The sequence below is a fragment of the Pseudomonas azotoformans genome (assembly GCF_001579805.1).
Taxonomy (GTDB): Bacteria; Pseudomonadota; Gammaproteobacteria; order Pseudomonadales; family Pseudomonadaceae; genus Aquipseudomonas; species Aquipseudomonas azotoformans_A.
Genome location: NZ_CP014546.1, coordinates 4,337,728 through 4,361,626 on the forward strand (window position 1 = coordinate 4,337,728; position 23,899 = coordinate 4,361,626).

The 23,899-nt window shown below is 61.1% G+C and carries 22 protein-coding genes, 1 pseudogene and 2 riboswitches; of the genes and pseudogenes, 9 read left to right on the plus strand and 14 right to left on the minus strand.

Features of this window, described 5'->3' with window-relative positions; genetic code table 11:
* Nucleotides 1-6: 6 nt before the first annotated feature.
* On the plus strand, nt 7-588 hold the full coding sequence (locus AYR47_RS20080) for a GNAT family N-acetyltransferase (RefSeq protein ID WP_082781514.1): 582 nt from the start codon (nt 7-9) through the stop codon (nt 586-588).
* Here the strand turns inward: AYR47_RS20080 and AYR47_RS20085 are convergent.
* Nucleotides 585-1,478 (minus strand): LysR substrate-binding domain-containing protein, encoded by an 894-nt coding sequence (locus AYR47_RS20085; RefSeq protein WP_061436482.1) that lies wholly within the window; start codon nt 1,476-1,478, stop codon nt 585-587. The two genes, AYR47_RS20080 and AYR47_RS20085, sit on opposite strands and share 4 nt — an antisense overlap.
* A 108-nt stretch (nt 1,479-1,586) precedes the next feature.
* Between AYR47_RS20085 and AYR47_RS20090 the strand changes: the two genes are divergently transcribed.
* A complete protein-coding gene (locus tag AYR47_RS20090; protein WP_061436484.1) occupies nt 1,587-1,931 on the plus strand; it encodes a hypothetical protein in 345 nt (114 codons plus the stop codon).
* A 61-nt stretch (nt 1,932-1,992) separates the two neighbouring features.
* Here AYR47_RS20090 and AYR47_RS20095 read toward each other — a convergent pair whose 3' ends face one another.
* Complete coding sequence (locus AYR47_RS20095; protein ID WP_016979714.1) at nt 1,993-2,229, minus strand: hypothetical protein; 237 nt, start codon at nt 2,227-2,229, stop codon at nt 1,993-1,995.
* A gap of 227 nt (nt 2,230-2,456) precedes the next feature.
* Between AYR47_RS20095 and AYR47_RS20100 the strand changes: the two genes are divergently transcribed.
* Complete coding sequence (locus AYR47_RS20100; protein ID WP_061436486.1) at nt 2,457-3,014, plus strand: NADPH-dependent FMN reductase; 558 nt, start codon at nt 2,457-2,459, stop codon at nt 3,012-3,014.
* A gap of 11 nt (nt 3,015-3,025) precedes the next feature.
* Here AYR47_RS20100 and AYR47_RS33455 read toward each other — a convergent pair.
* Both AYR47_RS33455 and AYR47_RS20105 read right to left on the minus strand, forming a co-directional pair.
* Nucleotides 3,026-3,121: pseudogene (locus AYR47_RS33455) on the minus strand (N-acetyltransferase); the annotation flags it as partial.
* A 33-nt stretch (nt 3,122-3,154) separates the two neighbouring features.
* Nucleotides 3,155-3,784, minus strand: coding sequence for an FMN-dependent NADH-azoreductase (locus AYR47_RS20105; protein ID WP_061436487.1), 630 nt, complete (start codon nt 3,782-3,784; stop codon nt 3,155-3,157).
* Nucleotides 3,785-3,879: 95 nt separating this feature from the next.
* Here AYR47_RS20105 and AYR47_RS20110 point away from each other — a divergent pair, with 95 nt between their 5' ends.
* Nucleotides 3,880-4,731: a LysR family transcriptional regulator gene (locus tag AYR47_RS20110; protein WP_033902265.1), complete on the plus strand. Its 852-nt coding sequence runs from the start codon at nt 3,880-3,882 to the stop codon at nt 4,729-4,731.
* On the opposite strand, the gene poxB is transcribed toward AYR47_RS20110, so the two are convergent.
* A complete protein-coding gene (gene poxB / locus AYR47_RS20115) occupies nt 4,728-6,452 on the minus strand; it encodes a ubiquinone-dependent pyruvate dehydrogenase (RefSeq protein ID WP_061436489.1) in 1,725 nt (574 codons plus the stop codon). The genes AYR47_RS20110 and poxB overlap by 4 nt on opposite strands.
* A 77-nt stretch (nt 6,453-6,529) precedes the next feature.
* Nucleotides 6,530-7,762, minus strand: a complete 1,233-nt coding sequence (locus AYR47_RS20120) for an NADH:flavin oxidoreductase/NADH oxidase family protein (RefSeq protein ID WP_033902263.1) — start codon at nt 7,760-7,762, stop codon at nt 6,530-6,532.
* Nucleotides 7,763-7,833: 71 nt separating this feature from the next.
* On the opposite strand from AYR47_RS20120, the gene AYR47_RS20125 reads away from it, so the two are divergent.
* A complete protein-coding gene (locus AYR47_RS20125) occupies nt 7,834-8,238 on the plus strand; it encodes a MerR family transcriptional regulator (protein WP_033902262.1) in 405 nt (134 codons plus the stop codon).
* A 41-nt stretch (nt 8,239-8,279) separates the two neighbouring features.
* Here the strand turns inward: AYR47_RS20125 and AYR47_RS20130 are convergent, their stop codons facing one another.
* Together AYR47_RS20130 and AYR47_RS20135 are read right to left on the minus strand one after the other, a co-directional pair.
* Nucleotides 8,280-8,774, minus strand: a complete 495-nt coding sequence (locus AYR47_RS20130; protein ID WP_033902261.1) for a DUF934 domain-containing protein — start codon at nt 8,772-8,774, stop codon at nt 8,280-8,282.
* Entirely contained in the window at nt 8,758-10,416 is a 1,659-nt protein-coding gene (locus AYR47_RS20135) for a nitrite/sulfite reductase (protein ID WP_033902260.1), read from the minus strand. The genes AYR47_RS20130 and AYR47_RS20135 overlap by 17 nt, the downstream gene beginning before the upstream one ends.
* 674 nt (nt 10,417-11,090) lie before the next feature.
* Between AYR47_RS20135 and AYR47_RS20140 the strand changes: the two genes are divergently transcribed.
* A complete protein-coding gene (locus tag AYR47_RS20140) occupies nt 11,091-12,152 on the plus strand; it encodes an ABC transporter substrate-binding protein (protein ID WP_061436491.1) in 1,062 nt (353 codons plus the stop codon).
* Here AYR47_RS20140 and AYR47_RS20145 read toward each other — a convergent pair.
* Complete coding sequence (locus AYR47_RS20145; RefSeq protein ID WP_033902258.1) at nt 12,149-12,367, minus strand: DUF2970 domain-containing protein; 219 nt, start codon at nt 12,365-12,367, stop codon at nt 12,149-12,151. The two genes, AYR47_RS20140 and AYR47_RS20145, sit on opposite strands and share 4 nt — an antisense overlap.
* Before the next feature lie 52 nt (nt 12,368-12,419).
* On the minus strand, nt 12,420-16,130 hold the full coding sequence (gene metH / locus AYR47_RS20150; protein WP_061436492.1) for a methionine synthase: 3,711 nt from the start codon (nt 16,128-16,130) through the stop codon (nt 12,420-12,422).
* Nucleotides 16,131-16,296: 166 nt separating this feature from the next.
* Between metH and AYR47_RS20155 the strand changes: the two genes are divergently transcribed.
* Both AYR47_RS20155 and nfuA read left to right on the plus strand, forming a co-directional pair.
* Nucleotides 16,297-18,588 (plus strand): fatty acid cis/trans isomerase, encoded by a 2,292-nt coding sequence (locus AYR47_RS20155; protein ID WP_061436494.1) that lies wholly within the window; start codon nt 16,297-16,299, stop codon nt 18,586-18,588.
* 781 nt (nt 18,589-19,369) lie between these two features.
* Nucleotides 19,370-19,954, plus strand: a complete 585-nt coding sequence (gene nfuA / locus AYR47_RS20160; protein WP_003190728.1) for a Fe-S biogenesis protein NfuA — start codon at nt 19,370-19,372, stop codon at nt 19,952-19,954.
* 63 nt (nt 19,955-20,017) lie between these two features.
* Here the strand turns inward: nfuA and cobM are convergent, their stop codons facing one another.
* The 4 genes from cobM to AYR47_RS20180 all read right to left on the minus strand — a co-directional run bounded on the left by cobM (nt 20,018) and on the right by AYR47_RS20180 (nt 22,127).
* Nucleotides 20,018-20,764: a precorrin-4 C(11)-methyltransferase gene (gene cobM, locus AYR47_RS20165; RefSeq protein ID WP_061436496.1), complete on the minus strand. Its 747-nt coding sequence runs from the start codon at nt 20,762-20,764 to the stop codon at nt 20,018-20,020.
* 69 nt (nt 20,765-20,833) lie between these two features.
* On the minus strand, nt 20,834-21,226 hold the full coding sequence (locus tag AYR47_RS20170; protein ID WP_061436498.1) for a cobalamin biosynthesis protein: 393 nt from the start codon (nt 21,224-21,226) through the stop codon (nt 20,834-20,836).
* Nucleotides 21,223-21,927, minus strand: coding sequence for a CbtA family protein (locus tag AYR47_RS20175; protein ID WP_061436499.1), 705 nt, complete (start codon nt 21,925-21,927; stop codon nt 21,223-21,225). Before AYR47_RS20175 ends, AYR47_RS20170 begins: the two co-directional genes overlap by 4 nt.
* Nucleotides 21,928-21,938: 11 nt before the next feature.
* Nucleotides 21,939-22,127, minus strand: a complete 189-nt coding sequence (locus tag AYR47_RS20180) for a CbtB domain-containing protein (protein ID WP_012723860.1) — start codon at nt 22,125-22,127, stop codon at nt 21,939-21,941.
* A 96-nt stretch (nt 22,128-22,223) separates the two neighbouring features.
* A riboswitch (cobalamin riboswitch) is annotated at nt 22,224-22,426 on the minus strand.
* 115 nt (nt 22,427-22,541) lie between these two features.
* A riboswitch (cobalamin riboswitch) is annotated at nt 22,542-22,742 on the plus strand.
* Between the two features lie 93 nt (nt 22,743-22,835).
* On the opposite strand from AYR47_RS20180, the gene cobW reads away from it, so the two are divergent.
* Nucleotides 22,836-23,897 (plus strand): cobalamin biosynthesis protein CobW, encoded by a 1,062-nt coding sequence (cobW, locus tag AYR47_RS20185; protein ID WP_033902251.1) that lies wholly within the window; start codon nt 22,836-22,838, stop codon nt 23,895-23,897.
* Nucleotides 23,898-23,899: the final 2 nt, after the last annotated feature.

A 23,899-nucleotide genomic window follows, 5' to 3' on the forward strand; every position in this document is an offset into this window, starting at 1 on the left:
ATGGTTATGCAAGCTGTAATGAACCCGAAGTATCCGGGGCTCAGTGTACGGGTCGCCGACGAAGGCTTTGATGCCTACGTGTGGGGCAATGATTTCAGCTTTGAGGTCAGTGCCTACGGTGAGCCGCAGATGGGCAGGCGGGTCGATCAATGGCCCGTGGAGCGCATCCTGCCGTACCGCAAGTGCTATGGCATCGACCCTGAAGAGTTCGCCAGTTTCCGCGATGCGCCCGACAGCGCGATCTTCATGGCCTACCTGGATGATCGCCCGGTGGGACATATCGTGGTCAGCACCAACTGGAACGGTTTTGCCCACGTCGACGAGCTGGCGGTGGCCTTGCCCGCGCGGCGTCATGGGGTGGCCAAGGCGCTGCTGGATGTGGCGCAGTTCTGGAGTCGCAAGAAGAACCTGCCGGGCATGATGCTGGAAACCCAGAACAACAACCTGGGCGCCTGCCGATTGTACGAGCGTTGCGGTTATGTGATGGGCGGGGTCGATCACCTGCGCTATCGCGGCATCGATCCGCAAACCCGTGAAGTAGCGATATTCTGGTATCGGCTGTTCAAGAGCGAAGTCGACAAGCCTTAACCCGCCAACAGGCCCTCGGCCTTTTGCGTCACGATTTCCAGCAGCGCATTCAATGCGGGTGAGGTCACGCCGTCCTTGAGGGTCAGCGCGTACAGGCTGACCATGATCGGCGGCGACACCGGGCAGGCATCCAGCCCGGCCTCACGCGCGCCGAACGCGGTGAAGGGGTCGACCACTGCCAGGCCTTCTCCGGCTTCCACCATGCTGCGCATCATTTGGTAGGTCTGTACGCGTGTCTGCACCGACGGCAGCGGGCGCAGGGCTTGCAGCTTGGCATCCAGCAGGCGGCTGAGCGGGTCCTGGCCTTCCAGGCCGATCATCGATTGCCCGGCCAGGTCCTGTAGCGCGATGTATTTCTGCTTGGGCTTGAGCCAGCCGTGGGGGGCGAGCAATTGCAGTTTGCCCTGGGCCAGTACCGTGCTGTGGATTTGCGGGTGTTCCGGATCATGCAGGCTCAAACCCACATCGGCCTCGTGCAGCAGCAGGCTCCTGACGATTTCTCGGGTCGGTTGGCTCGACAGGTTGCACGGTGTGTCCTGAAAGCGTCGGCGCAACGCTGCAATGCTTTGCGGTAGCAGTTGATTGGCCAGGGGCGGCGTGCAGAGGGCGCGCAGAGTGGGGGCATGATGGTGTTTCAAGCGGCTGGCCAGACGTTGCACCGGCTCCAGCGCTTCATAGACGTGGGCGATCTCAGCTTGCAGTTCCAGGGTTTCCCGGGTGGCCTGCAAGCGTCCACGCACACTGGCGAACAACATAAAGCCCAACTGCTGCTCGGCGTCCTTGAGCGCGGCTTCCACATCGCCCACGGAGAGTTGCAACCACTCGGCGGCCAAGCCTGGGTGTCCGGTCTGCAAGATGGCCTGAATCACTTCGATATGACGTAAACGCATCGCCGGAGTCTATGTGCAGCGGGCCGGGTATTCAATAGAATGGCTGCGCTGATCATCAACGACCACAGCCGGCTACCGGCATTAACAACAAAAACAGGTCTGGTCTATATGCCTTTACCCTCGATTTTTCTCGGGGTAACGGCCAAGCAACTGCTGGTCCTGGTGACCGTCGGCTGCGTGGCTGCTTATCTCCTCGACACTCAGAACGAAACCGCGCCGGAAAACCTGGCCCTTGAAGCCTATATCCGTTCCCAGGAACAGGTGGTAGAGCAGGTGGGCTCGGTGCTGGGCATGGAGTTGGTCAGGCAGGTGGTCGCGCATCCGGGCTACAACTCGGCGGGCTACCAGCGTTCGCTGTATGCCGTTGAAGGCGAGCGGGGGCGGTTGATGGTCACGCTGAAGAAGGTGCAGGGAGAGCAGGGCATCGAGGTCACGGAAATCCGTCGTCCGTGATCACCCCAGCCCAGTCAATGCCGTCAATGGCCAGGACTGAGCAGGTGGATAGGGCGAGATCTTATGACGCGAGGGTGGTTTGCGATTCGCGCACAAGAATGGTGCCCGATTGGATCAACTTGAATTCGTCGCCTTCCAGTTTCTCTACACGGTCGCCAATGGCCAGCTTGTAGGTGGTGGTAGGTGCCGAGCCAGCCAGGTCGCCTTGCGCCGGGTTGGATTCCTGAAACTCATGCACCGAATACACGCGTCCTTCTGCGTCTCTGGCATGAAACTGTCCGACTAATACTGCTGCCATCTGTTTAGAACCTCTGGAGATAAACACTCGATTTGCGGTTCTGTAGACCGTCATGGAGCGGGGTAGTTTACTTACGGAATAAAAATACTATTCGCTGATATTTTCAGATGCTTCCTACGTGTCGCAGTGCCAGGCAAACGCCCGCAGGAATATCAAAACCTTCTGGTGAACACGCCGCGAAGACTCTATAACTACAAGCTCCTTTAGTCAGACGTCGGGAAACCCCAATGAGCAAGGTCTACACCGTAGCCGTCGTGGTCGGCAGCTTGAGAAAAGACTCGATCAACCGCAAGGTCGCACTGGCACTGGCCGAACTGGCCCCGGCCAACCTGAAGTTGAACATTGTGGAAATTGGCGATTTGCCGCTCTACAACGAAGACATTGACGGGGCGACACCGCCGGCAGCCTACAGTACTTTCCGCAAACACGTGAGTTCATCCGACGCGGTGTTGTTCGTGACCCCGGAATACAACCGCTCCGTGCCCGCCCCGTTGAAGAACGCCATCGACGTCGGTTCGCGGCCTTACGGGCAGAGCGCCTGGAGTGGCAAGCCGGGGGCGATCATCAGTGTATCGCCGGGTGCGATTGGTGGATTTGGCGCCAACCATCACCTGCGCCAGTCCCTGGTGTTCCTCGATATACCGTGCATGCAGCAGCCGGAGGCCTATCTGGGCGGCGCGGGCAGTGTGTTTGACGAGGCGGGCAAGGTCTCGGAAAAGACCAGGCCGTTCTTGCAGGCGTTCATTGACGCCTATGGCAAGTGGGTCGAAAAACAGCACGGCTGAATACTCCGGACTTTGTGGCGAGGGAGCTTGCTCCCGCTGGACTGCGTAGCAGGCCCATCTTTTGGGGCCGCTTCGCGGCCCAGCGGGAGCAAGCTCCCTCGCCACAGGTACAGTGTTCACATCAGTTTTTCCCCCGCGTGTCAGGCCAACTGTTCCGCAAGCAACAACGCCAACTCCGTGCTTTTCAGGCGCGATGCCTGATCGACTTCCGGCCCCAGGATGGTCTTTTCCACGTACAGCGAGTGCACATCCGTCACCCCGATAAAGCCTAGCCAGGCCTCCATGTAAGGCTTCTGGAAATCCATCGCCTGGGTGTCCGGCGCCGAAAAATCCATACCCCGCGCATACACGTTCACCGCCGTCTTGTTGCGCAGCAGCCCGCGCAACCCGTGCTCCGGGCTGAATTCGAACAACACGTCCTTCTGCGACACCACGTCGATAAAGTGCTTGAGCTTGTAGGGCACGGCGAAATTCCACAGCGGAACCGAGAACACCAGCACGTCAGCCTGATGCAGTTGGGCCGCCAGCCTTTTCAGCGTTTCCCAGGCGAGGGCTTGTTCTTCGCTCAAGGGCGTTCCACTGAGCCCGGCGTATTTGGCGTCCATGATCGGGCCGTCGAATTCGGGCAGGTCCAGCGCCCAGAGGTCCAGGGTAATGACCTGGGTGTCGGGCGCGTTCTGCTGATACCGCGCGATAAACTGGCGGGCGATTTCCAAAGAGGCGGAGCGCTGTTTGCGCGGTGAGCATTCGATGTGCAGGAGGGTGGTCATGGCAGGTCTCGGAGAAAGGTGACCCAAGCATTGCAACATAGCGCCAAGTGAAATATAAATCGTGTTTTATCGCCTGATTAATCTGTTATCAGAATATGTTCGATATCGTCCTGCTAAAAACCTTTGTTGCCGTGGTGGATGAAGAAGGCTTCAGCCGCGCCGCTGCCCGTTTGCACCTCACCCAATCGGCGGTCAGCGGGCATCTGCGTCGTTTGGAGGAACAGGTGGGCAAGCCTTTGCTCACCCGCACCACGCGCTCCCAGCAACTGACGCCTGACGGCGAACGCCTGATGGCGTATGCAAGGGGCATCCTGGCGCTGAATCGCAATGCCTGGGCCGAGCTGACGCGCTCGGCATTTGAAGGAAATCTGCGCGTTGGAGTGTCGGAAGAGTTCGCGGATGCGCGTCTGTTGCGCGAGTTGCAGGAGGTTGCCGCGCAATATCCCGGCCTGCAAATCACTGTGCAGGTGGGGATTCCCGGTTCGTTGCTGGCATTGATGAAGCAGGGCGAGCTGGATGTTGTGGTCGGTTCATTGTGCGAATCCAGCGAGCCTGGCCTGGCGCTGTGGCAGGAGCCGCTGGTGTGGGCCTGGTCTGCGCAACCGCTGACGACGTTGCCGACGCCCTTGCCCTTGGCGCTGTTTCCCGAGCCTTGCCCTTATCGCGAAGCGGCGCTTTCACGTCTGGCCCAGGCGGGCATCGTTCAGCGTACCGCTATGCTGTGCTCAAGCTATGCGGCGCTGCATGCCGCTGCGTTGGCGGGGTTTGCCATTGCACCGATCGCGCGCAGCCAACTGGTGCCCGGCTTGACGGTACTCGGCGCCGAGCACGGGTTACCCGAATTGCCCGATGCCGAGTTCCGCCTGTTCAGCGCGCCGGAGGCGGATCCACGCATGGTCGAGGTGATCACCGAAGTAGTGGTCCGCTACGGCGCTTCCTTGCGCTAGCGCAACCAGTTGGTGCGCGCCAGCTCGATCACCTCATCGCCACGGCCACTCATCACCGCCTTGAGCATATACAGGCTGAACCCCTTGGCCTGTTCCAGCTTGATGGTCGGCGGCATCACCAGCTCCTGGGTCGCGGTGACTACGTCCACCAGCACCGGGCCGTCATGGGCGAGGGCGCGGCGCAGGGCCGGTTCCAGGTCTTCGGACTGCTCCACGCGAATGCCGAGGATGCCCATGGCGTTGGACATGGCGGCGAAGTCCGGGTTTTTCAGCTCGGTACCGGCATCCAGATAGCCCGCTGCCTTCATTTCCATGGCTACGAACCCCAAGGAAGAGTTATCGAAAACGATGACTTTCACCGGCAGCTTCAGCTGCGCCAACGAGATGAAATCCCCCATCAGCATGGCGAAACCACCGTCACCCGACATCGAGATCACCTGCCGATCCGGAAAGGCTGCTTGCGCACCTATCGCCTGGGGCATGGCATTGGCCATCGAGCCGTGGTTGAACGAACCGATCAGGCGGCGCTTGCCATTCATCTTCAAATAGCGCGCAGCCCACACGGTGGGCGATCCGACATCGGCGGTAAAGATTGCATCGTCATCCGCCAATTCACTGAGCAAACGTGCGACGTATTGCGGGTGAATCGGTCGATTGGCTTTTGAGGGTTGAGCGAGGTCGTCCAGCCCTTGGCGGGCTTTCTCGTAATGCTTCAGGGACGTTTCGAGAAAGCTGCGATCGGTCTTGCGCGTCAGGCGCGGCAGCAGGGCGCCGATGGTTTCGCTGACATCCGCGGCAATGCCCTGGTCCAGTGTGGCGCGGCGGCCGAGGGCCTGCGGGTTACGGTCGACCTGAATGATCTTGGCGTCGGTTGGGTAGAACTGGCGGTAGGGGAAGTCGGTGCCGAGCATGATCAAGGTGTCGCAGTCGAGCATGGCATGGTAGCCAGAGCTGAAGCCGATCAGGCCGGTCATGCCCACGTCGAACGGGTTGTCCCATTCCACGTGTTCTTTACCGCGCAGGGCGTGTACCACAGGGGCGCCGAGGGTGTCGGCCAGGGCCACCACCTGGTCATGGGCGCCGGCACAGCCGCTGCCACACAGCAGGGTGGTTTTCTGGCTGCTTTCCAGGATCTCGGTGAGGCGTTGCAGGTCCTGCTCCGCCGGCAGCGTGCGTGGCGCATGCAAGGCGGGCCACGGCTTGAGCTTGTCTTCGACTTCCAGCAGCGACACATCGCCCGGAATCACCACCACCGCCACGCCGCGATTGAGGATCGCCGACCGCATGGCGCGGTGCAGCACGTGAGGCATCTGTTCGGGGTTGGTGACCAGCTCGATAAAGTGGCTGCACTCCTTGAACAGTTCCTGCGGATGGGTTTCCTGGAAGTAGTTCAGGCCGATCTCCGACGACGGGATCTGCGCGGCAATCGCCAGCACCGGCACATGATTGCGATGGCAGTCGAACAGGCCATTGATCAAATGCAGGTTGCCCGGCCCACAACTGCCGGCGCACACGGTCAGTTCTCCGGTGGCCGCCGCTTCGGCGCCGGCGGCGAACGCAGCCACTTCCTCATGACGCACATGCATCCACTCGATACTGTCCATGGTGCGCAGGGCGTCGGTGAGGCCGTTGAGGCTGTCGCCGGTCAGGCCCCAGATGCGCTTGATCCCCGCCTGTTCAAGGGTTGTCGCCAATTGCTGGGCCAGGTTGATTTTCGCCATGAAGAACTCCAATCGTCAGTGAGGTTAAAAACTGCTGATCAATAGGGGACAGTTCGATCACGGCGGATGTTCATCCTTTAATGTGAAGATTGCGTCATGGCCGCCCGGTATTGCCGGGTGCGTCGCGCCAGAAACCATTGGTCACGCACCAGCGCCATGCACGGCGCGACGTTGGCCTTGGGCAAATGGCCGCGGCTGAGGCGGCGCATCTGGTAGCGCACCACGGCAAGGACGGCGAGGGAGGCCAGGGGTTTGCGCTTCCAATCGATGGGCTTGAGTTGTGGGTGGGGGTCGCGGCCCTCACGCCAGTGCTGGATCAACTGCGGTTCCAGGGTCAGGGCCGTGGCGATCCCGGCCATGGCGACGCCGCTGTCCAGCACCTGTTGCACGATGGGCAGGCGACGGATGCCGCCGGTGACCATCACCGGCATCTTGGCAATGGTCGCCAGTTGGCTGGCGAACTCCAGGAAGTACGCCTCCCGCGCCAGGGTACGGCCGTCACGCGCTTCGCCTTGCATGGCCGGTGCTTCGTAACTGCCGCCGGATAATTCCAGCAGGTCGATGGGCAGCGGGTTGAGCATTTCGACCACGGCGCGTGCATCGGCTTCTGCAAAACCGCCCCGTTGGAAGTCGGCGGAGTTGAGTTTGACGGCGACACAAAACGACGGGCTGACGTTGGCGCGTACCGCACGGATCACTTCCAGCAACAACCGCGCGCGGTTCTCCAGGGAGCCGCCCCAGCGGTCGGTGCGTTGATTGCTCAACGGCGACAGGAACTGGCTGAGCAAGTAGCCATGGGCGCCGTGGATCTGCACGCCGGTAAACCCGGCTTTTTCAGCCAGGCGTGCGCTGGTGGCAAAGCGCTGGATCACATCCTGGATATCGTCCTCGGTCATGGCCTTGGGCGTGGCAAACATCTTGGAGAAACCGCCCAGGTCGAGCGCCACGGCGGACGGTGCAATGGCTTGCTGGCGCAAGTTGGCCGGTGTCTGGCGGCCTGGGTGGCTGAGCTGAACCCAGAAGTGCACGCCGTTGCCGCGCGCCACGTCGGTCCACTCGCGAAAGCTCGCCAGGTGCTGCTCGTCTTCGAGGGCCACGCCGCCAGGGCCGGTCATGGCGCGGCGGTCGACCATCACGTTGCCGGTGATCAACAAGCCAGGCTCGCCCTGCGCCCAGGCTTTGTATAACTGCTTCAGTTCAGGGGAAGGCGCCTGATTGCCATCGGCCATGTTTTCTTCCATCGCGGCCTTGGCGATGCGGTTGGAAAGGACTTGGCCATTGGGCAGTTGCAGGGCTTCAAAGGGTGACATGGGTTGACTCCTGAGCGGGGGAGGCCTCAGGCTAAGCTTAAAGTTAACTTTAATGTCAAGCAGGGGCGGCGATGAATATTGGTGAGCTGGCAAAGCAGAGTGGGCTGGCGGCGTCGCGGATCCGCTTTTATGAGGCCGAGGGGCTGATCAGCCAGGTGGGGCGTCAGGCCAATGGTTATCGGCGCTACTCGGCGGAAGCATTGCAGACGTTGCAGCTGATTCAGAGCGCGCAACAGGCCGGTTTTACCTTGCAGGAACTCAAGGCGCTGATGCCTGCGCCGGGTGAGCATAAGCGTGAAGAGCTGATCGAGGCGCTGGAGCGCAAGGTGGCGCAGATCGAAGAGATGCAAGCGCAACTGGCTCATAGCAAGGCGCAATTGCTGGGAGTGATCGAAGCGGTGCGGGCGCAGCCCGAAGGTGTGCCGTGCAGCATGGGGCAAAAGCAGGTGCTGGCGTCGATCAAACTCAATGCATAAAAAAAGCCCTGGCATGCCAGGGCTTTTTCATGCGCCGAGACTCAGCGACGGCGGAACAGCGGCAACGGTTCGTCCGTTGCGGCCTGGTACGTCACCGAGAAGTCCTTGAGGCTTTCCAGTGCTTCGTAGGGGTCTTTGTCGGCGCGCAGGGCGAAGGCATCGAACCCGCAGCGGCGCAGGTAGAACAGTTGGTCGCGCAGCACATCGCCAATCGCGCGCAGCTCGCCTTTGTAGCCATAACGGTCACGTAGCAAGCGGGCGTTGGAGTAATTGCGACCGTCGGTGAAGGCCGGGAAGTTAAGGGCGATGACCTGGAAGTGCTCCACGTCGTCACCGATTTCTTCGGCTTCTTCCTCTGCATCCAGCCATACGCCCAGGCCGCCATCGCGGGCCTTGAGGGCGTGCGCGTGTTCGCGCCACAGGGCCAACGGCACGATCAGGTCGTCGCAGTTGGAAATGCCGTCGAAGCTCGCGTCCTTGGGCAGCAGGTGCCAGGTTTCGTCGAGGACTTCGTTGTTCTTAATGATTCGCTGCATAGACGCGCTCCTTGAACAGGTCGATGCCGATGCGCTGGTAGGTGTCGATGAAACGCTCATCTTCGGTGCGCTGTTCGATGTACACATCGATCAACTTGCCGATCACCTCAGGCATGGCTTCCTGGGCGAAGGATGGGCCGAGGATCTTGCCCAGGCTCGCATCGCGGCTGGCGCTGCCACCCAGGGACACTTGGTAGAATTCTTCGCCTTTCTTGTCCACGCCCAGGATGCCGATGTGGCCGACGTGGTGGTGACCACAGGCGTTCATGCAACCGGAAATGTTCAGGTCCAGCTCGCCGATGTCGAACAGGTAATCCAGGTCGTCGAAACGGCGTTGGATCGATTCGGCAATCGGGATCGACTTGGCGTTGGCCAGGGAGCAGAAGTCGCCGCCCGGGCAGCAGATGATGTCGGTCAGCAGGCCGATGTTCGGCGTGGCGAAACCGCCTTCGCGCAGCTCGCCCCACAGGGTGAACAGTTGGCTCTGCTCAACGTCCGCGAGGATGATGTTCTGCTCGTGGGAGGTGCGCAGTTGACCGAAGCTGTAGCGCTCGGCCAGGTCGGCGACGGCATCCAGCTGCTTGTCGGTGATATCGCCCGGTGCAACACCGGTCGGTTTCAGCGACAGGGTCACCGCCACGTAGCCCGGCTTCTTGTGCGCCAAGGTGTTGCGGCCACGCCAGCGGGCGAAACCTGGATGTTCTTGGTCCAGTGCTGCGAACTCGGCGTCCTGATTGCTCAGGGCTTTGTATTCAGGGTCGACGAAGTGCTTGGCGACGCGGTGCACTTCGGCTTCGGTCAGGGTGGTCTGGCCGCCGCGCAGGTGTTCCATCTCGGCGTCGACTTTCTGGGCGAACACCTCAGGGGTCAGCGCCTTGACCAGGATCTTGATCCGGGCCTTGTACTTGTTGTCACGACGGCCGTAGCGGTTGTAGACCCGCAGGATCGCGTCGAGGTAGCTCAACAGGTCCTGCCACGGCAAGAATTCGTTGATGAAGGCACCGACCACCGGGGTACGGCCCAGGCCGCCACCGACCAATACGCGAAAGCCCAGCTCGCCGGCTGCGTTGTGCACCGGCTCCAGGCCGATATCGTGCACTTCGATGGCCGCACGGTCCGAGGTCGAGCCATTGATGGCGATCTTGAACTTGCGCGGCAGGTAGGCGAATTCCGGGTGGAAGGTGGTCCATTGGCGGACGATTTCGCACCAGGGGCGTGGGTCGATCAGCTCGTCGGCGGCAACACCGGCGAATTGGTCGGTGGTCACGTTGCGCAGGCAGTTACCGCTGGTCTGAATGGCGTGCATCTGCACGGTGGCCAATTCAGCCAGGATGTCCGGCACATCTTCCAGCGCCGGCCAGTTGAACTGTACGTTCTGGCGGGTACTGATGTGGGCATAGCCTTTGTCGAAGTCGCGGGCAATCTTGGCCATCATGCGCGTCTGGCGCGACGTCAGTTGGCCATAGGGCACGGCCACCCGCAGCATCGGCGCAAAGCGCTGAACATAAAGGCCATTTTGCAGGCGCAGAGGGCGGAACTCTTCTTCGCTCAGTTCACCTGCCAGATAGCGTCGGGTCTGATCACGGAACTGCTTGACGCGGTCCTCGATGATGCGCTGATCGTATTCGTCGTATACGTACATATAGGTCCTGTTCTCGGCAAATCTGCGCGCACGGCCGCGCACTCCCAACGGAGCCGGCGCACGATACCAGTTTGCGTTTATGCGCAAAAGTGATGTTTGAGTATATGCAAATAACCAAATCGCCTAATGAGAACCGTTATCGCCATACCCACATTTGTCATGCGGGCAATCGTCAACTTTACTGTGAGCGTGTTTAGGGGGCGTTCTCATCGATTTTCCCCGCCGCGTTGTGTCTTAAAGCGGGCCAGGCAAGGCGCAGGCCGCCGGGAATGGTGTTCCCTTTCCAAGGCCTGCAACGCAGCATGGCCCGCTTTCAGGCACAACCCGAAGGGCCGGGCCTGCTGCTGTGCAGGGCTGCGTTGCTCGAAGCTTATTTGGAAAAACCAAACTACGCTTCTCGCGCCTTGCCCTGCACAGCAGCAGACCCGGCGCGGCGGGGAAAATCGATGAGAACGCCCCCTAGCAATCACCTATAAAACCGACAAGAGGCGATGCGATGAGCAATCCGACAAAAGCCCGTAAACCCGACAGTACCGTTGATGCCTGGGCCATCCTGTTCCTGATCATTCTGGTCGTGGGAACTGCCGTGTTCTGGGTAAGCCACCAGTAAACAGCCTCGATTGACTGTCGCAATGCCACTATCATGGCGGTCAATATTCAAGGCTTGAACATCCATGTCGAAGGTGCTGATTGCGTGTGTGTGGTTGCTGGGATCGGCGTACGGGGCGATGGCCCATGCCACGTCGGTGGTGTTTCTCAACCCTGGCATGTCGACGGAAACCTTCTGGGTCAGCTACGCGCAATTCATGCAGGCCGGTGCCAAGGACCTCGGCCTGCATTTGCGTGTGCGCTATGCCGAGCGTGACGCCCATAACACCCTGAGCCAGGCCCGCGAAGCACTGCAAGGCAGCGAGCGGCCGGATTATCTGGTGCTGGTGAACGAGCAGTACGTCGCCCCGCAGATCCTGCGCATGGCCCAGGGCAGTGGGGTGAAGCTGCTGATCGTGAACAACGCGCTGACCGCCGATCAGGTGCAATTGCTCGGCAACAGTGCAGGCTGGATCGCCAGCATGGTTGCCGACGACGAACAGGCCGGCTACCTGATGCTCACCGATCTACTGCGCCAGCACGGTCCGGGCGCAGCCGGTGAGACCATCGACCTGCTGGCATTCTCCGGCACCAAGACCACCCCTGCCGCGCAATTGCGCGAACAGGGCTTGCACCGCGCCCTGGCCGAGCACCCTGAAGTACGCCTGCGCCAGTTGGTCTACGGCGAATGGAGCCGTCAACGTGCGTTCGAGCAAGCCACGCTGCTGTTCAAGCGCTATCCGCAAACCGCGCTGGTGTGGTCGGCCAACGACGAGATGGCGCTGGGTGCCATGCAGGCGTTACAGGACAGCGGGCGCGTGCCGGGCAAGGAGGTGTTGTTCAGCGCGGTGAACAGTTCGCCGCAGATCTTGCAGGCGCGGCTGGAAGGGCGCTTGAGTACGCTGGTCGCCGGGCATTTCACCCTGGGCGGCTGGGCGATGGTGTTGATCAATGATGACGCCAAGGGCGTGGATATCAGCGCCCATGGTGGGCGTGACCGCCAGGAGGCGCTGTTCCAGCTGATAGGCGCCTCCCAGGCACAACGCTTGCTGGGGCCCACGGCGCCTGTCGATTTTCGCGCACTGTCTGCCGTCGGCAAGCCGGTGTCCTACCGTTACCCGTTCAGCCTGCAACTGCTGCTGCGCTAGACACCGGCCAACAGCAGCACCAGCTTGACGATGCCGAACAGCGTCAAGGCAAACACCGCCGTGAACAGAATACCCAGCACTACAAAGTGGCTGGGTTTGCCGTGGGTGAAGTCGCGGGCGCGGTTCTTGCCGCTTTGCACGCCAAACGCAGCCGCCATCACGCTGTGCAGCATTTGCCAGAAGGTAGGGGGCTTGTTGTTGACTGGATCGTCCATACATCCCTCGACACAAGGTGTGTGAGGGACAGCATAGACAATCCCGCCGGGCTTAGTTGTCGTAACCCAGGTTTGGCGCCAGCCAACGCTCGGTCACGCTAAGGTCCTGGCCTTTGCGCGCTGTATAGCTCGCCACCTGGTCCTTGTCGATCTTGCCCACGGCAAAGTACTGCGCCTGCGGGTGGGCAAAGTACCAACCGCTGACCGCTGCCGCCGGGAACATCGCGTAGTGCTCGGTGAGGAACACGCCGCTGCGGCCGGCCTCCATCTCCCGGGCTTGCGGATCGAGCAGTTGGAACAAGGCGCCTTTCTCGGTGTGGTCCGGGCACGCCGGGTAACCCGGGGCAGGGCGGATGCCGCTGTACTGCTCCTTGATCAGCGCCTCGTTGTCCAGTTGCTCATCCTTGGCATAACCCCAGTAGTCTTTACGCACTTGCTGGTGCAGCCATTCGGCGCAGGCTTCGGCCAGGCGGTCGGCCAGGGCCTTGACCATGATCGAGTTGTAGTCGTCGCCCGCGTCCTGGTACGCCTTGGCCACTTCTTCGGCGCCGATGCCGGCGGTGGTGATGAAACCACCGATGTAGTCGGTCACGCCGCTGTCCTTGGGCGCCACGAAGTCGGCCAGGGAGAAGTTCGGCTTGCCGTCGGTCTTGATGATCTGCTGGCGCAGGTGGTGCAACTTGGCGATTGGCTGGCCGTCGTCGCCGTAGACTTCCAGGTCATCATCCTGCACCTGGTTGGTCGGCCAGAAACCGAACACGGCGCGGGCGCTGATGAGCTTTTCGTCGATCAGCTTGGCGAGCATTTCCCGGGCATCGGCGTACAGCGCGGTCGCCGCTTCACCGACAACTTCATCAGTCAGAATGCGTGGGAATTTCCCCGCCAGGTCCCAGGAAATGAAGAACGGCGTCCAGTCGATGTACTCGGCCAGCACCTTGAGGTCGATATTGTCCAGCACCTTGGCGCCGGTAAAGGTCGGCACTACCGGCGTGTAGGTGCTCCAGTCGAACTGCGGCTTCTTGGCGATGGCGGCCGGGTAGCTCAGGCGTTCGGTGCGGGCGCTGCGGTTTGCGGTGCGTTCACGCACTTCCACGTATTCTTCGCGGGTACGCTCCACGAAGCCGGCTTTCAGCTCCTTGGACAGCAACTGAGTCGCCACGCCGACCGCACGCGAGGCGTCGGTGACATACACCACGGCATCGTTGCTGTACTTGGGCTCGATCTTCACCGCCGTGTGCGCCTTGGAGGTGGTGGCGCCACCGATCATCAGCGGCAGGTGGAAGTCCTGGCGCTGCATCTCACGGGCCACGTGCACCATCTCGTCCAGGGACGGCGTGATCAGGCCGGACAGCCCGATGATGTCGCACTTCTGCTCCTTGGCCACCTGCAGGATCTTCTCCGCTGGCACCATCACGCCCAGGTCGACGATGTCGTAGCCGTTGCAACCCAGCACCACGCCGACAATGTTCTTGCCGATGTCATGCACGTCGCCTTTCACCGTGGCCATCAGGATCTTGCCCTTGGCTTCGGGTTTGTCGCCTTTTTCCAGCTCGATGAACGGAATCAAGTGCGCCACCGCCTGCTTCATCACGCGGGCGGATTTCACCACTTGGGGCAGGAACATTTTGCCCGCGCCAAACAGGTCGCCGACGATGTTCATGCCGGACATCAGCGGGCCTTCGATCACTTCGATAGGGCGCGCGAACGACAGTCGCGATTCTTCGGTGTCCTCGACAATATGCGTGGTGATGCCCTTGACCAGCGCGTGTTCCAGGCGCTTGTTCACCGGCCAGCCGCGCCATTCTTCGGTCTCGGCTTCTTTGACGCTGCCGTCGCCCTTGTACTTGTCGGCGATGGCGAGGAGGGCGTCGGTGCCGTCCGGCGTGCGGTTGAGCACCACGTCTTCCACGGCGTCACGCAGCTCGGCCGGGATCTGGTCGTAGATCTCCAGCTGGCCGGCGTTGACGATGCCCATGGTCAGGCCGTTGCGGATCGCATACAGCAGGAACACCGAGTGGATCGCCTCACGCACCGGGTTGTTGCCACGGAACGAGAACGACACGTTGGACACGCCGCCGGAGCTCAATGCGTAGGGCAGTTCATCGCGGATGTAGGCACAGGCGTTGATGAAGTCGACGGCGTAGTTGTTGTGCTCTTCAATCCCGGTGGCGACCGCGAAGATGTTCGGGTCGAAGATGATGTCTTCCGGCGGGAAGCCGACTTCGTTCACCAGGATGTCGTAGGAGCGTTTGCAGATCTCTTTCTTGCGCGCTTCGGTGTCGGCCTGGCCGGCTTCGTCGAACGCCATCACTACCACGGCGGCGCCGTAGCGCTTGCACAGCTTGGCGTGGTGGATGAACTGCTCCACACCTTCCTTCATGCTGATGGAGTTGACGATGCCCTTGCCCTGGATGCACTTGAGGCCAGCCTCGATCACTTCCCACTTGGAGGAGTCGATCATGATCGGCACGCGGGAGATGTCCGGCTCGCCGGCAATCAGATTGAGGAAGGTCACCATGGCCTTCTTCGAATCCAGCATGCCCTCGTCCATGTTGATGTCGATCACCTGGGCGCCGGCTTCCACCTGCTGCAGGGCGACTTCCAGGGCTTCGGTGTAGTTGTCCTCGCGGATCAGGCGGGCGAACTTGGCCGAGCCGGTGATGTTGGTGCGCTCACCGACGTTGACGAACAACGAGCTGCGGTCGATGGTGAAAGGTTCCAGGCCCGACAGGCGGCAGGCCTTGGGGATATCCGGGATCTGGCGCGGCGCGTAACCGGCCACGGCCTTGGCGATGGCCTCGATGTGGCCCGGCGTGGTACCGCAGCAACCGCCGACAATGTTGAGAAAGCCGCTCTGGGCGAACTCTTCGATGACCTTGGCGGTTTGTGACGGCAATTCATCGTACTCGCCGAACTCGTTCGGCAGGCCGGCGTTCGGGTGCGCAGAAACGTGGGTGTTGGCCTTGTTCGACAACTCTTCCAGGTACGGACGCAGCTCGCTGGCACCCAGGGCGCAGTTCAGGCCGACGGAAATCGGCTTGGCGTGGGCCACGGAGTTCCAGAACGCTTCGGTGGTTTGGCCCGACAGGGTGCGGCCGGAGGCGTCGGTGATGGTGCCGGAGATCATGATCGGCAGTTCGATGTTCAATGCCTCGAACACGCCCTGCACGGCAAAGATCGCGGCCTTGGCGTTGAGGGTGTCGAAAATGGTCTCGATCAGGATCAGGTCGGCGCCGCCTTCGATCAGCCCTTTGGTGGCCTCGGTGTAGTTCTCCACCAGCTCATCGAAGGTTACGTTGCGGTAGCCGGGGTTGTTCACGTCGGGCGACAGCGAGCAGGTGCGGCTGGTCGGGCCGAGCACGCCGGCGACGAAACGCGGCTTGGCCGGGTTTTCGGCGGTCTTGGCGTCGGCGATCTTGCGCGCCAGGCGTGCGCCTTCTACGTTTAGCTCATAGGCCAGTTCTTCCATGCCGTAGTCGGCCATGGAGATGCGCGTGGCGTTGAAGGTGTTGGTTTCGAGGATGTCGGCACCGGCATCCAGGTAGGCTTTTTCGATGCCACCGATCACGTCCGGACGGGTGATCACCAGCAGGTCGTTGTTACCCTTGACGTCGCTTGGCCAATCGGCGAAGCGTTTGCCACGGTAGTCGTTTTCCTCAAGCTTGTAGCTCTGGATCATCGTGCCCATACCGCCGTCGAGGATCAGGATACGTTCCTTGAGGGCTTGATGAAGGGCTTGCAGACGAACGCTACGATCGGACATGGGACTACTCTGGTCAGGCATTTCGGAGGGCGTGAATCATAACAAACCTGTGCCGATTTAGAGCATGCGCAGTTTTTGCATGAATATCGTTCATGTTGTTGTGGGGTGTGGCCCGGTAGAATCACCGGCAAATTTTCAGCGTACGTATTGAATCGGGACCGGATACATGTCACTTCGCCTCATCACCAGCGCCGTCCTGGCACTGGTCGCCTGCATTGCACAGGCCGACGGACCCGCCCCGGCGATTTCGTACACCCGCGACATTCAACCCATTTTCACCGAGAAATGCGTGGCCTGCCACGCCTGCTACGACTCCGCCTGCCAACTGAACCTGGGCAGCGGCGAAGGCGCAGCCCGTGGCGCCAGCAAAGTGCCGGTCTACGATGGCGAGCGCAGCCAGGCGACGCCGACCACCCGTTTGTTTTATGACGCGTTTGGCAAGCAAGCCTGGCAGCAAAAGGGCTTCTATTCAGTCCTGGACGCCCAGGGCAGCCAGGCTGCCTTGATGGCGCGCATGCTGGAATTGGGCCATAACGCACCGCTGCAGCCCAACGCCAAGTTGCCTGAAGACATCGTGCTGGGCCTGAACCGTGAAAACATGTGCGCCATGCCGGGTGAGTTCAACGCTTACGCGGGTGCCCATCCCAAGGAAGGCATGCCGTTGGCAGTCACGGGGCTGACGGACCAGCAGTACCAGACCTTGCAACGCTGGCTCGCGTCCGGCGCACCTATCGACGAGCAAGGTCTGGCGCCCAGTGCCAAGGAAGCCCTGCAGGTGCAGCAGTGGGAAAACCTGTTCAACCAGCCCGGAGCGCGGGAAAGCCTGGTGGCGCGCTGGCTGTTCGAGCACTTGTTCCTCGCGCATATCTATTTTGAAAACGGCGAGCCAGGGCATTTCTTCCAGTGGGTGCGCTCGCGTACGCCAAGCGGCCAGCCAATCGACCTGATCGCCACCCGTCGCCCCAATGATGACCCAGGCACCCGTGTGTATTACCGCCTGTGGCCGGTGCAGGGCGTGATCGTGCATAAGACCCACATCACGTACCCGTTCAGTGCCGAGAAAATGGCACGTATCAAAGAGCTGTTCTACGCCGGCAATTGGCAGGTCGACGCCTTGCCGGGCTATGGCCCAGGCCGTCGCGCCAATCCGTTCGAAACCTTCGAAGCCATCCCGGCCAAGGCGCGTTACCAGTTCATGCTGGACAACGCCGAGTACTTCGTACGCACCTTCATCCGTGGGCCGGTGTGCCGTGGGCAGATCGCCACGGACGTGATCCGCGACAACTTCTGGACCCTGTTCCAGGACCCGGAGCACGACCTCTACATCACCGATGCGCGCTATCGCGGCCAGGCCACGCCGTTGCTGGCCATGCCGGGGCAGAACGATGACGTGGGCAGTGTGCTTAGCCTGTGGTTGGCTTACCGCGACAAACGCAATGCTTACGAGGCCCTGCGCCGCGACAGCTACGCCGACTTGCCCCCGCCAAGCTGGTCGAGCCTGTGGGCCGGTAATGACAATGCCTTGCTGAGCATTTTCCGCCACTTCGACAGCGCCTCGGTCACCAAAGGCCTGATCGGCGAAGTGCCGCAGACGATGTGGCTGTTCGACTACCCGCTGCTGGAGCGCACCTATTATCAGCTGGCGGTGAACTTCGATGTGTTCGGCAATGTGTCGCACCAGGCCCAGACCCGGTTGTACTTCGACCTGATCCGCAATGGCGCCGAGCAGAACTTCCTGCGCCTGATGCCGGCCGATTCTCGCGATGACTTTATGGATGATTGGTATCAGAACAGCGGAAAACTCAAGCTGTGGCTGGACTATGAGGCGATTGATGACGATAAGCCTACCGGCCTGCATCTAAGCGAAAACGATCCGAAGCGCGACTTTGCCAACCAGTTGCTGGCGCGATATGGAGATTTGAATGCGAGCCCGGATCCGATCAACCGTTGCATGGGGGCCTATTGTTCCCGTGATGGTGTCGACCCCGCCATTCAGGATGCGGAGCAGGCGCTGAGCCGCCTGACGTCACGCCCGGCCGCTGGGCTCAAGGTTATCGATCAATTGCCTGAAGCGACGATGCTGCGGGTTGAGACTGCCAATGGTCAGCGTGTGGTTTACAGCATGTTGCGTAATCGCGCGCACAGTAACGTGGCGTTTCTGTTGGGTGAGGCTTATCGCTATCAGCCGGGCCTGGATACGGTGACGATTTATCCGGGTGTGTTGAGCAGCTACCCGAACTTTATGTTCAATATTCCGGCCCAGGAAGTGCCGGAGTTTGTGGCTGAAATGGAGCGGGCCAAGGATGCCAAGCGGTTTGAGAAGATTGTGGATCGTTGGGGTGTGCGGCGTAGTCATCCGCTGTTTTGGCAGTATTTTCATGATTTGTCGGCGTATATTCGTGAGACTACTCCGGTGGAGGAGGGGGTGTTGGATATGAATCGGTATGAGAATTTGTGAGGAGGGGGTACGCGTACATATCCGTTATTTAGGTGACGGCGGCTTATGGTTCCGCTCTTACAGCGGGTCACTTTTGGAGGGACCGGAATGCCGGCCCAGCCAAAAGTAACCAAAAGGTCCTCGCCCCAACACTCGGCACCTCGCTTAGGCTCGGTGTGCCCGAACGAAGGCTTGAATCCGTGGGCCGCCGCGATGGGCCATCCTTGGCCCAGCGCGGCTAACCCGGCGTCCTGCCGGGTTACCCACGGATTCAAGCCTGCGTTCGGCCAGCGTGTTTGACGGGGCGCCCCAGATCAAAATCAAGAGCGACTCGCTTCGCATCGTATATACGCGGTCCACTGTAGGAGCCGGCTTGCCGGCGAAAAACGTGAGAACGCCGCGTTTTGTCTGGTTACCCGCGTCATCGTTAACGTCTATCGCAGGCAAGCCAGCTCCTACAAGGGACCGCGTTTGCCCTTGCCTTTGCTCTACACCACTGAAGCCGGCTGTCAGGCCGCTGTGCTTTTGCTTTTGATTTTGATCTTAGGCGGCCCCCCAAATCCCTGTCGGATTACGGGCACACCGAGCCTAGGCGAGGTGCCGAGTGTTGGGGTAAGAGCCCTTTGGTTACTTTGGGGCTCTTTTCCAAAGTGACCCGCTGTAAGGGCGGAACCAATATCAGCCGTTACCCAAATAACGGATATGTACACCCCCCAACAAACCTATCCCGACAAAAACACTAGGACTTTGTACCTACGTAATATTTTGGCGTAAACTGCCGGCAAGCCTGTGAGGAGTTTCCATGACTGCCATAACCATTACCGACGCCGCCCACGATTACCTGGCTGACCTGCTGTCCAAGCAGAACACCCCAGGTATCGGCATCCGCGTCTTTATCACCCAGCCCGGCACCCAATACGCCGAGACTTGCATCGCCTACTGCAAGCCTGGGGAAGAGAAACCTGAAGACACCGCCCTGGGGCTGAAAAGCTTCACCGCCTACATCGATGCCTTCAGCGAAGCCTTCCTCGACGACGCCGTGGTCGACTACGCCACCGACCGCATGGGCGGCCAGCTGACCATCAAGGCGCCCAACGCCAAGGTGCCGAATGTCAACGCCGACAGCCCGGTGAACGAGCGCATCAACTACTACCTGCAGACCGAAATCAACCCCGGCCTTGCCAGCCACGGCGGCCAGGTCAGCCTGATCGACGTGGTTGATGACGGCATTGCGGTGTTGAAGTTTGGTGGCGGCTGCCAAGGCTGCGGCCAAGCGGACGTGACCCTGCGCGAAGGCATTGAGCGCACCTTGCTGGAGCGCATTCCAGAGCTCAAGGGCGTACGTGACGTGACCGACCACACGCAGAAAGAAAACGCCTACTACTGAGTAAGGTGTTCGCTGCGAACAAAAAAACGGCGCCCCGTGAGCGCCGTTTTTTTATGTCCCGTTTCAGGGGCGGTACAAATGAGCATGGCCCGCGCGATACAGCGACGATTCGCTGAAGCTGTCACTCGCCAACACCCGGCCCACCACAATCAGTGCCGTGCGCCGAAAGCCCTTGGCCGACACCTTCTGGGCAATATCACTCAAGGTGCCCATCGCCCAATCCTGATCCGGCCAGGTCGCCCGGTGCACCACGGCAATCGGGCAGTCCGCGCCGTAATGCGGCAGCAGTTCAGCGACAATCTTCTCCAAGTGATTGACCCCCAGGTGAATCGCCATGGTGGTGCCATGCCGGGCCAGGCTGTCGAAATCCTCGCCGGCGGGCATGCGGGTCTTGTCGGCGTAGCGAGTAAGGATCACGCTCTGGGCGATGTCAGGCAGGGTCAGCTCGGTTTCCAGCAAGGCGGCGCAGGCAGCCACGGCGGTGACGCCGGGAATGATCTGGAAGGGAATGCCCAGCTCCCGCATGTGGCGGATCTGCTCGCCAATGGCGCCATACAGGCTCGGGTCCCCAGAATGGACGCGCGCTACATCCTGGCCCTTCGCGTGGGCCGTCTTGATCAGATCGATGATTTGTTCCAGGTGCAATTCGGCACTGTTGGCCAGCGTTTCTGCCGAGTGGCCTTCCAAAACCGCCGCGGGCACCAACGAGCCGGCATAGATGATCACCGGGCAGCTGCGGATCAGCCGCTGGCCTTTGACGGTGATCAATTCCGGGTCGCCGGGGCCTGCGCCGATGAAGTAGACGGTCATGGTAATTCCTGTTGAAAAACGGGCGAGCATGAATGTTGCTCATGATCGAGGTCGGCAATTATCGGGATTTTAGCCGGCGCACGCCAATGCGAAGGTGGCCTGGGTGGTTTTTTGGCGAGTGATCAACAGGCGGGCAGGGCTGCCGGCGAGCTGTTCAGCGAGGGCCAATGCGGCGCTTTCGGCTATGCCGTAACAGCCGGTATGGGCAAAAGCGATGTCGGATTTGTGGCTCAGGCGGTGTTCAAACTCCGCCAGTTGTTCAGCGCTGAAAAACTGCAGTGGCAGGTTCAGTACCTCGGCCAATGCCGCTAGTCCTGCTTCATGTTGTTTGCGGTCGATACTGGCGAGCGCAGCAATGCGCTGGCGCTCGATACCGCCCTCGGCGAGGGCAGAATCGAACAACGCCAACAAGGTGTGAAGATCACAACCCCGCTGGCAACCCAGGCCAACCACAAAAGTCATGCCGAGTATTGGTCGTCACGGTTGCGGCGGAACAGCCATGCGCTGATCAGGCCCAAGGCCAGCCAGAAGGCAACGTTGGTCAACTGCGAGGCGATCTTGAACTGCGCTTCCAGGGCTTGCGGAGCGAGCATCGAATGCACTTCCGGTTGCGGCGCGCCGATCACATGCGGGACCGCCAGGATCGCCACGCCCAGCACTTTCAGCAGCCAGTTGCGACCAAACACGATCAAAGCGATGCCGGCAGCAGTAGACGCCGCAGTGCCGATCCACCAGGTCTGGCGCAGCGCCAGGTCGGCGGCGGCAGTGCCCGGCAGCTCAGGCGGCAGGCCCATCGTCGGTGCCAGCACGAAGGTTGCGTAGCCGGCCAAGCCCCACAGCAGGCCTTGGGCGGTGCGGGTTGGCGCACGCAGCGTGTAGAGACCGGCCAGCATCAGCGCAAAACCGACCGCGACCACTAGGTTGCCGCCCGTGGTGGACAGCACGCGCTGCCAGCCATCTTCCGGCTCCCAGGCTTCAGCGTCATGGGTGTGGGCGGCAGCGCCTTCGGCGTGTTCGTGGGCCATTTCGGTGGCGGCCGGGGCTTTTTCGAAGGTTTCCGCCTGCAGAATCAGCGGGGCGACCCAAAAGCTTTGCAGCAGGGTCAGCAGCAGGGCAGCCAGCAGGCCGGTGAAGCCTGCGGTTTGCGCGATACGCTTGATCATGTCGGCAGGTCTCAGTGGCACGGGAACGCGGCGCTGTGGCGGGTATCGTGGGCCGCGTTGTGCACGGCCTCGATGTGCGAGAAGCCGGCGAAATACACCAGGCACGCGCCGAGGATCGACGCGCCGATGGCGGCGGTCAGGCGTTGGCTCAGGGTCGAGGTGCTGCTGGCGGAGTGCGAGGTGCTGCTGATGATCGACATGGCGCGTCCCTTTCAGGTGTCAGGGTGAAACGAGCGCATGAAAACCCCGCGAGCCGGGCACGCAGGGTTTGAACAGCGCCCGCCCACCGCGGGTTTGTTATCTGATTTTTTCGGGCCGGTCTCCGGGCTTGCGAGGGGCATTGCGCCTATTAAGCATCGCCTTCCCATGCCGTAGGCACAGTGGATCTGACGCTTCGCTCGCTTACCGTTGCGGGGGCAGCACCGGACTGGTCATATCGCTATGACGCACCGGTTTCCCGTTTCACCCTGTGAAGGGCACCCGAAACAAGATGTGTAGGAGAGCATGGGGGTGGGAGGGGAGTCAATTGGGTTGTGCTTTTGGGTGGGGCGTATCCGTTACCGCAGAAACGGATATCTACCCAACCCCATCATTGACCATCCCCCAAGCACTGCGTAGCCTTGCACCCTCGAGGTTCTTCAGCCCCAGGCCGAAGCTAAGAAGGGAACGCGGTCCAAGCCGCGGCTGCCCCCGCAACTGTAAAGGGTTCAGCTGACTGCCACGCCACTGCCAAACCGGCGGGAAGGCGCAGCCAGCGCCGGTCGCAAGACCCGCACGCCCCAAGCCAGGAGACCTGCCTCGCAATCGATTTTCTACTTCAACCGGGCGGGGTGATCCGGTGACGAAATCCGCTGCTGCGCACTGTCGCAGGGCCTATCGTCCCATATGCCCGCCCCCAAGGGCATCCGATGAAAACACTGGCCAAACTCCCCGTCACCATCGTCACCGGCTTCCTCGGCTCGGGCAAGACCACTTTGTTGCGCCACATGCTCGACAACGCCCAGGGCCGCCGCATTGCGGTGATCGTCAACGAATTCGGCGAACTGGGTATCGACGGTGAAATCCTCAAGCAGTGTTCCATCGGCTGCACCGAAGAAGAAGCCAACGGCCGCGTCTACGAGCTGGCGAACGGCTGCCTGTGCTGCACCGTGCAGGAAGAGTTCTTCCCAGTGATGCGCGAATTGGTGGCCCGTCGCGGTGACCTCGATCACATTCTCATCGAAACCTCCGGCCTGGCCCTGCCAAAACCGCTGGTTCAAGCCTTCCAGTGGCCGGAAATCCGCAGCGCCTGCACCGTGGACGCCGTGATCACCGTGGTCGACAGCCCGGCGGTAGCCGCCGGCACCTTTGCTGCGTTCCCGGACCAAGTGGATGCCCAGCGCAAGCTCGACCCGAACCTGGACCACGAATCACCCCTGCACGAGCTGTTCGCCGACCAACTGGCCAGCGCCGACCTCGTTATCCTCAACAAATCCGACCTGATCAGCCCTGAAGACCTGGCCCGCGTGCGCCTGGAAGTCGCGGAAGAACTGCCGCCAGCGGTGAAGATCATCGAGGCCAGCAGCGGCCGCTTGCCCCTGGATGTATTGATCGGCCTGGGTGCGGGCTCCGAAGAGCACATCGACGGTCGCCACAGCCATCACGATCATCATCACGAAGGTGAAGACGATCACGATCACGATGCCTTCGACTCCATTTCCATCGATCTGCCGCAAGCCGACGAAGCACTGTTGCTCGACGCCCTGACCCAGTTGGTGGTGCAACACGGCATCCTGCGCGTCAAAGGTTTCGCCGCGATCCCGAACAAACCGATGCGCCTGCTGATCCAGGGCGTGGGAACGCGTTTCGACAAGCACTTCGACCGTGCCTGGGGCGCTGACGAAGCGCGCATCACGCGTCTGGTGCTGATCGGCCAGGACCTTGACGCGGCGGGCCTCGAAGCGCAACTGCGCGCTGCCCTCAGCGTTTAACC

Bases quoted from the DNA above. Each gene is read 5' to 3' on its own strand.
- AYR47_RS20080 (WP_082781514.1), top strand. From the start codon at position 7: ATGCAAGCTGTAATGAACCCGAAGTATCCGGGGCTCAGTGTACGGGTC.
- AYR47_RS20085 (WP_061436482.1), bottom strand. From the start codon at position 1,478: ATGCGTTTACGTCATATCGAAGTGATTCAGGCCATCTTGCAGACCGGA.
- AYR47_RS20090 (WP_061436484.1), top strand. From the start codon at position 1,587: ATGCCTTTACCCTCGATTTTTCTCGGGGTAACGGCCAAGCAACTGCTG.
- AYR47_RS20095 (WP_016979714.1), bottom strand. From the start codon at position 2,229: ATGGCAGCAGTATTAGTCGGACAGTTTCATGCCAGAGACGCAGAAGGA.
- AYR47_RS20100 (WP_061436486.1), top strand. From the start codon at position 2,457: ATGAGCAAGGTCTACACCGTAGCCGTCGTGGTCGGCAGCTTGAGAAAA.
- AYR47_RS20105 (WP_061436487.1), bottom strand. From the start codon at position 3,784: ATGACCACCCTCCTGCACATCGAATGCTCACCGCGCAAACAGCGCTCC.
- AYR47_RS20110 (WP_033902265.1), top strand. From the start codon at position 3,880: ATGTTCGATATCGTCCTGCTAAAAACCTTTGTTGCCGTGGTGGATGAA.
- poxB (WP_061436489.1), bottom strand. From the start codon at position 6,452: ATGGCGAAAATCAACCTGGCCCAGCAATTGGCGACAACCCTTGAACAG.
- AYR47_RS20120 (WP_033902263.1), bottom strand. From the start codon at position 7,762: ATGTCACCCTTTGAAGCCCTGCAACTGCCCAATGGCCAAGTCCTTTCC.
- AYR47_RS20125 (WP_033902262.1), top strand. From the start codon at position 7,834: ATGAATATTGGTGAGCTGGCAAAGCAGAGTGGGCTGGCGGCGTCGCGG.
- AYR47_RS20130 (WP_033902261.1), bottom strand. From the start codon at position 8,774: ATGCAGCGAATCATTAAGAACAACGAAGTCCTCGACGAAACCTGGCAC.
- AYR47_RS20135 (WP_033902260.1), bottom strand. From the start codon at position 10,416: ATGTACGTATACGACGAATACGATCAGCGCATCATCGAGGACCGCGTC.
- AYR47_RS20140 (WP_061436491.1), top strand. From the start codon at position 11,091: ATGTCGAAGGTGCTGATTGCGTGTGTGTGGTTGCTGGGATCGGCGTAC.
- AYR47_RS20145 (WP_033902258.1), bottom strand. From the start codon at position 12,367: ATGGACGATCCAGTCAACAACAAGCCCCCTACCTTCTGGCAAATGCTG.
- metH (WP_061436492.1), bottom strand. From the start codon at position 16,130: ATGTCCGATCGTAGCGTTCGTCTGCAAGCCCTTCATCAAGCCCTCAAG.
- AYR47_RS20155 (WP_061436494.1), top strand. From the start codon at position 16,297: ATGTCACTTCGCCTCATCACCAGCGCCGTCCTGGCACTGGTCGCCTGC.
- nfuA (WP_003190728.1), top strand. From the start codon at position 19,370: ATGACTGCCATAACCATTACCGACGCCGCCCACGATTACCTGGCTGAC.
- cobM (WP_061436496.1), bottom strand. From the start codon at position 20,764: ATGACCGTCTACTTCATCGGCGCAGGCCCCGGCGACCCGGAATTGATC.
- AYR47_RS20170 (WP_061436498.1), bottom strand. From the start codon at position 21,226: ATGACTTTTGTGGTTGGCCTGGGTTGCCAGCGGGGTTGTGATCTTCAC.
- AYR47_RS20175 (WP_061436499.1), bottom strand. From the start codon at position 21,927: ATGATCAAGCGTATCGCGCAAACCGCAGGCTTCACCGGCCTGCTGGCT.
- AYR47_RS20180 (WP_012723860.1), bottom strand. From the start codon at position 22,127: ATGTCGATCATCAGCAGCACCTCGCACTCCGCCAGCAGCACCTCGACC.
- cobW (WP_033902251.1), top strand. From the start codon at position 22,836: ATGAAAACACTGGCCAAACTCCCCGTCACCATCGTCACCGGCTTCCTC.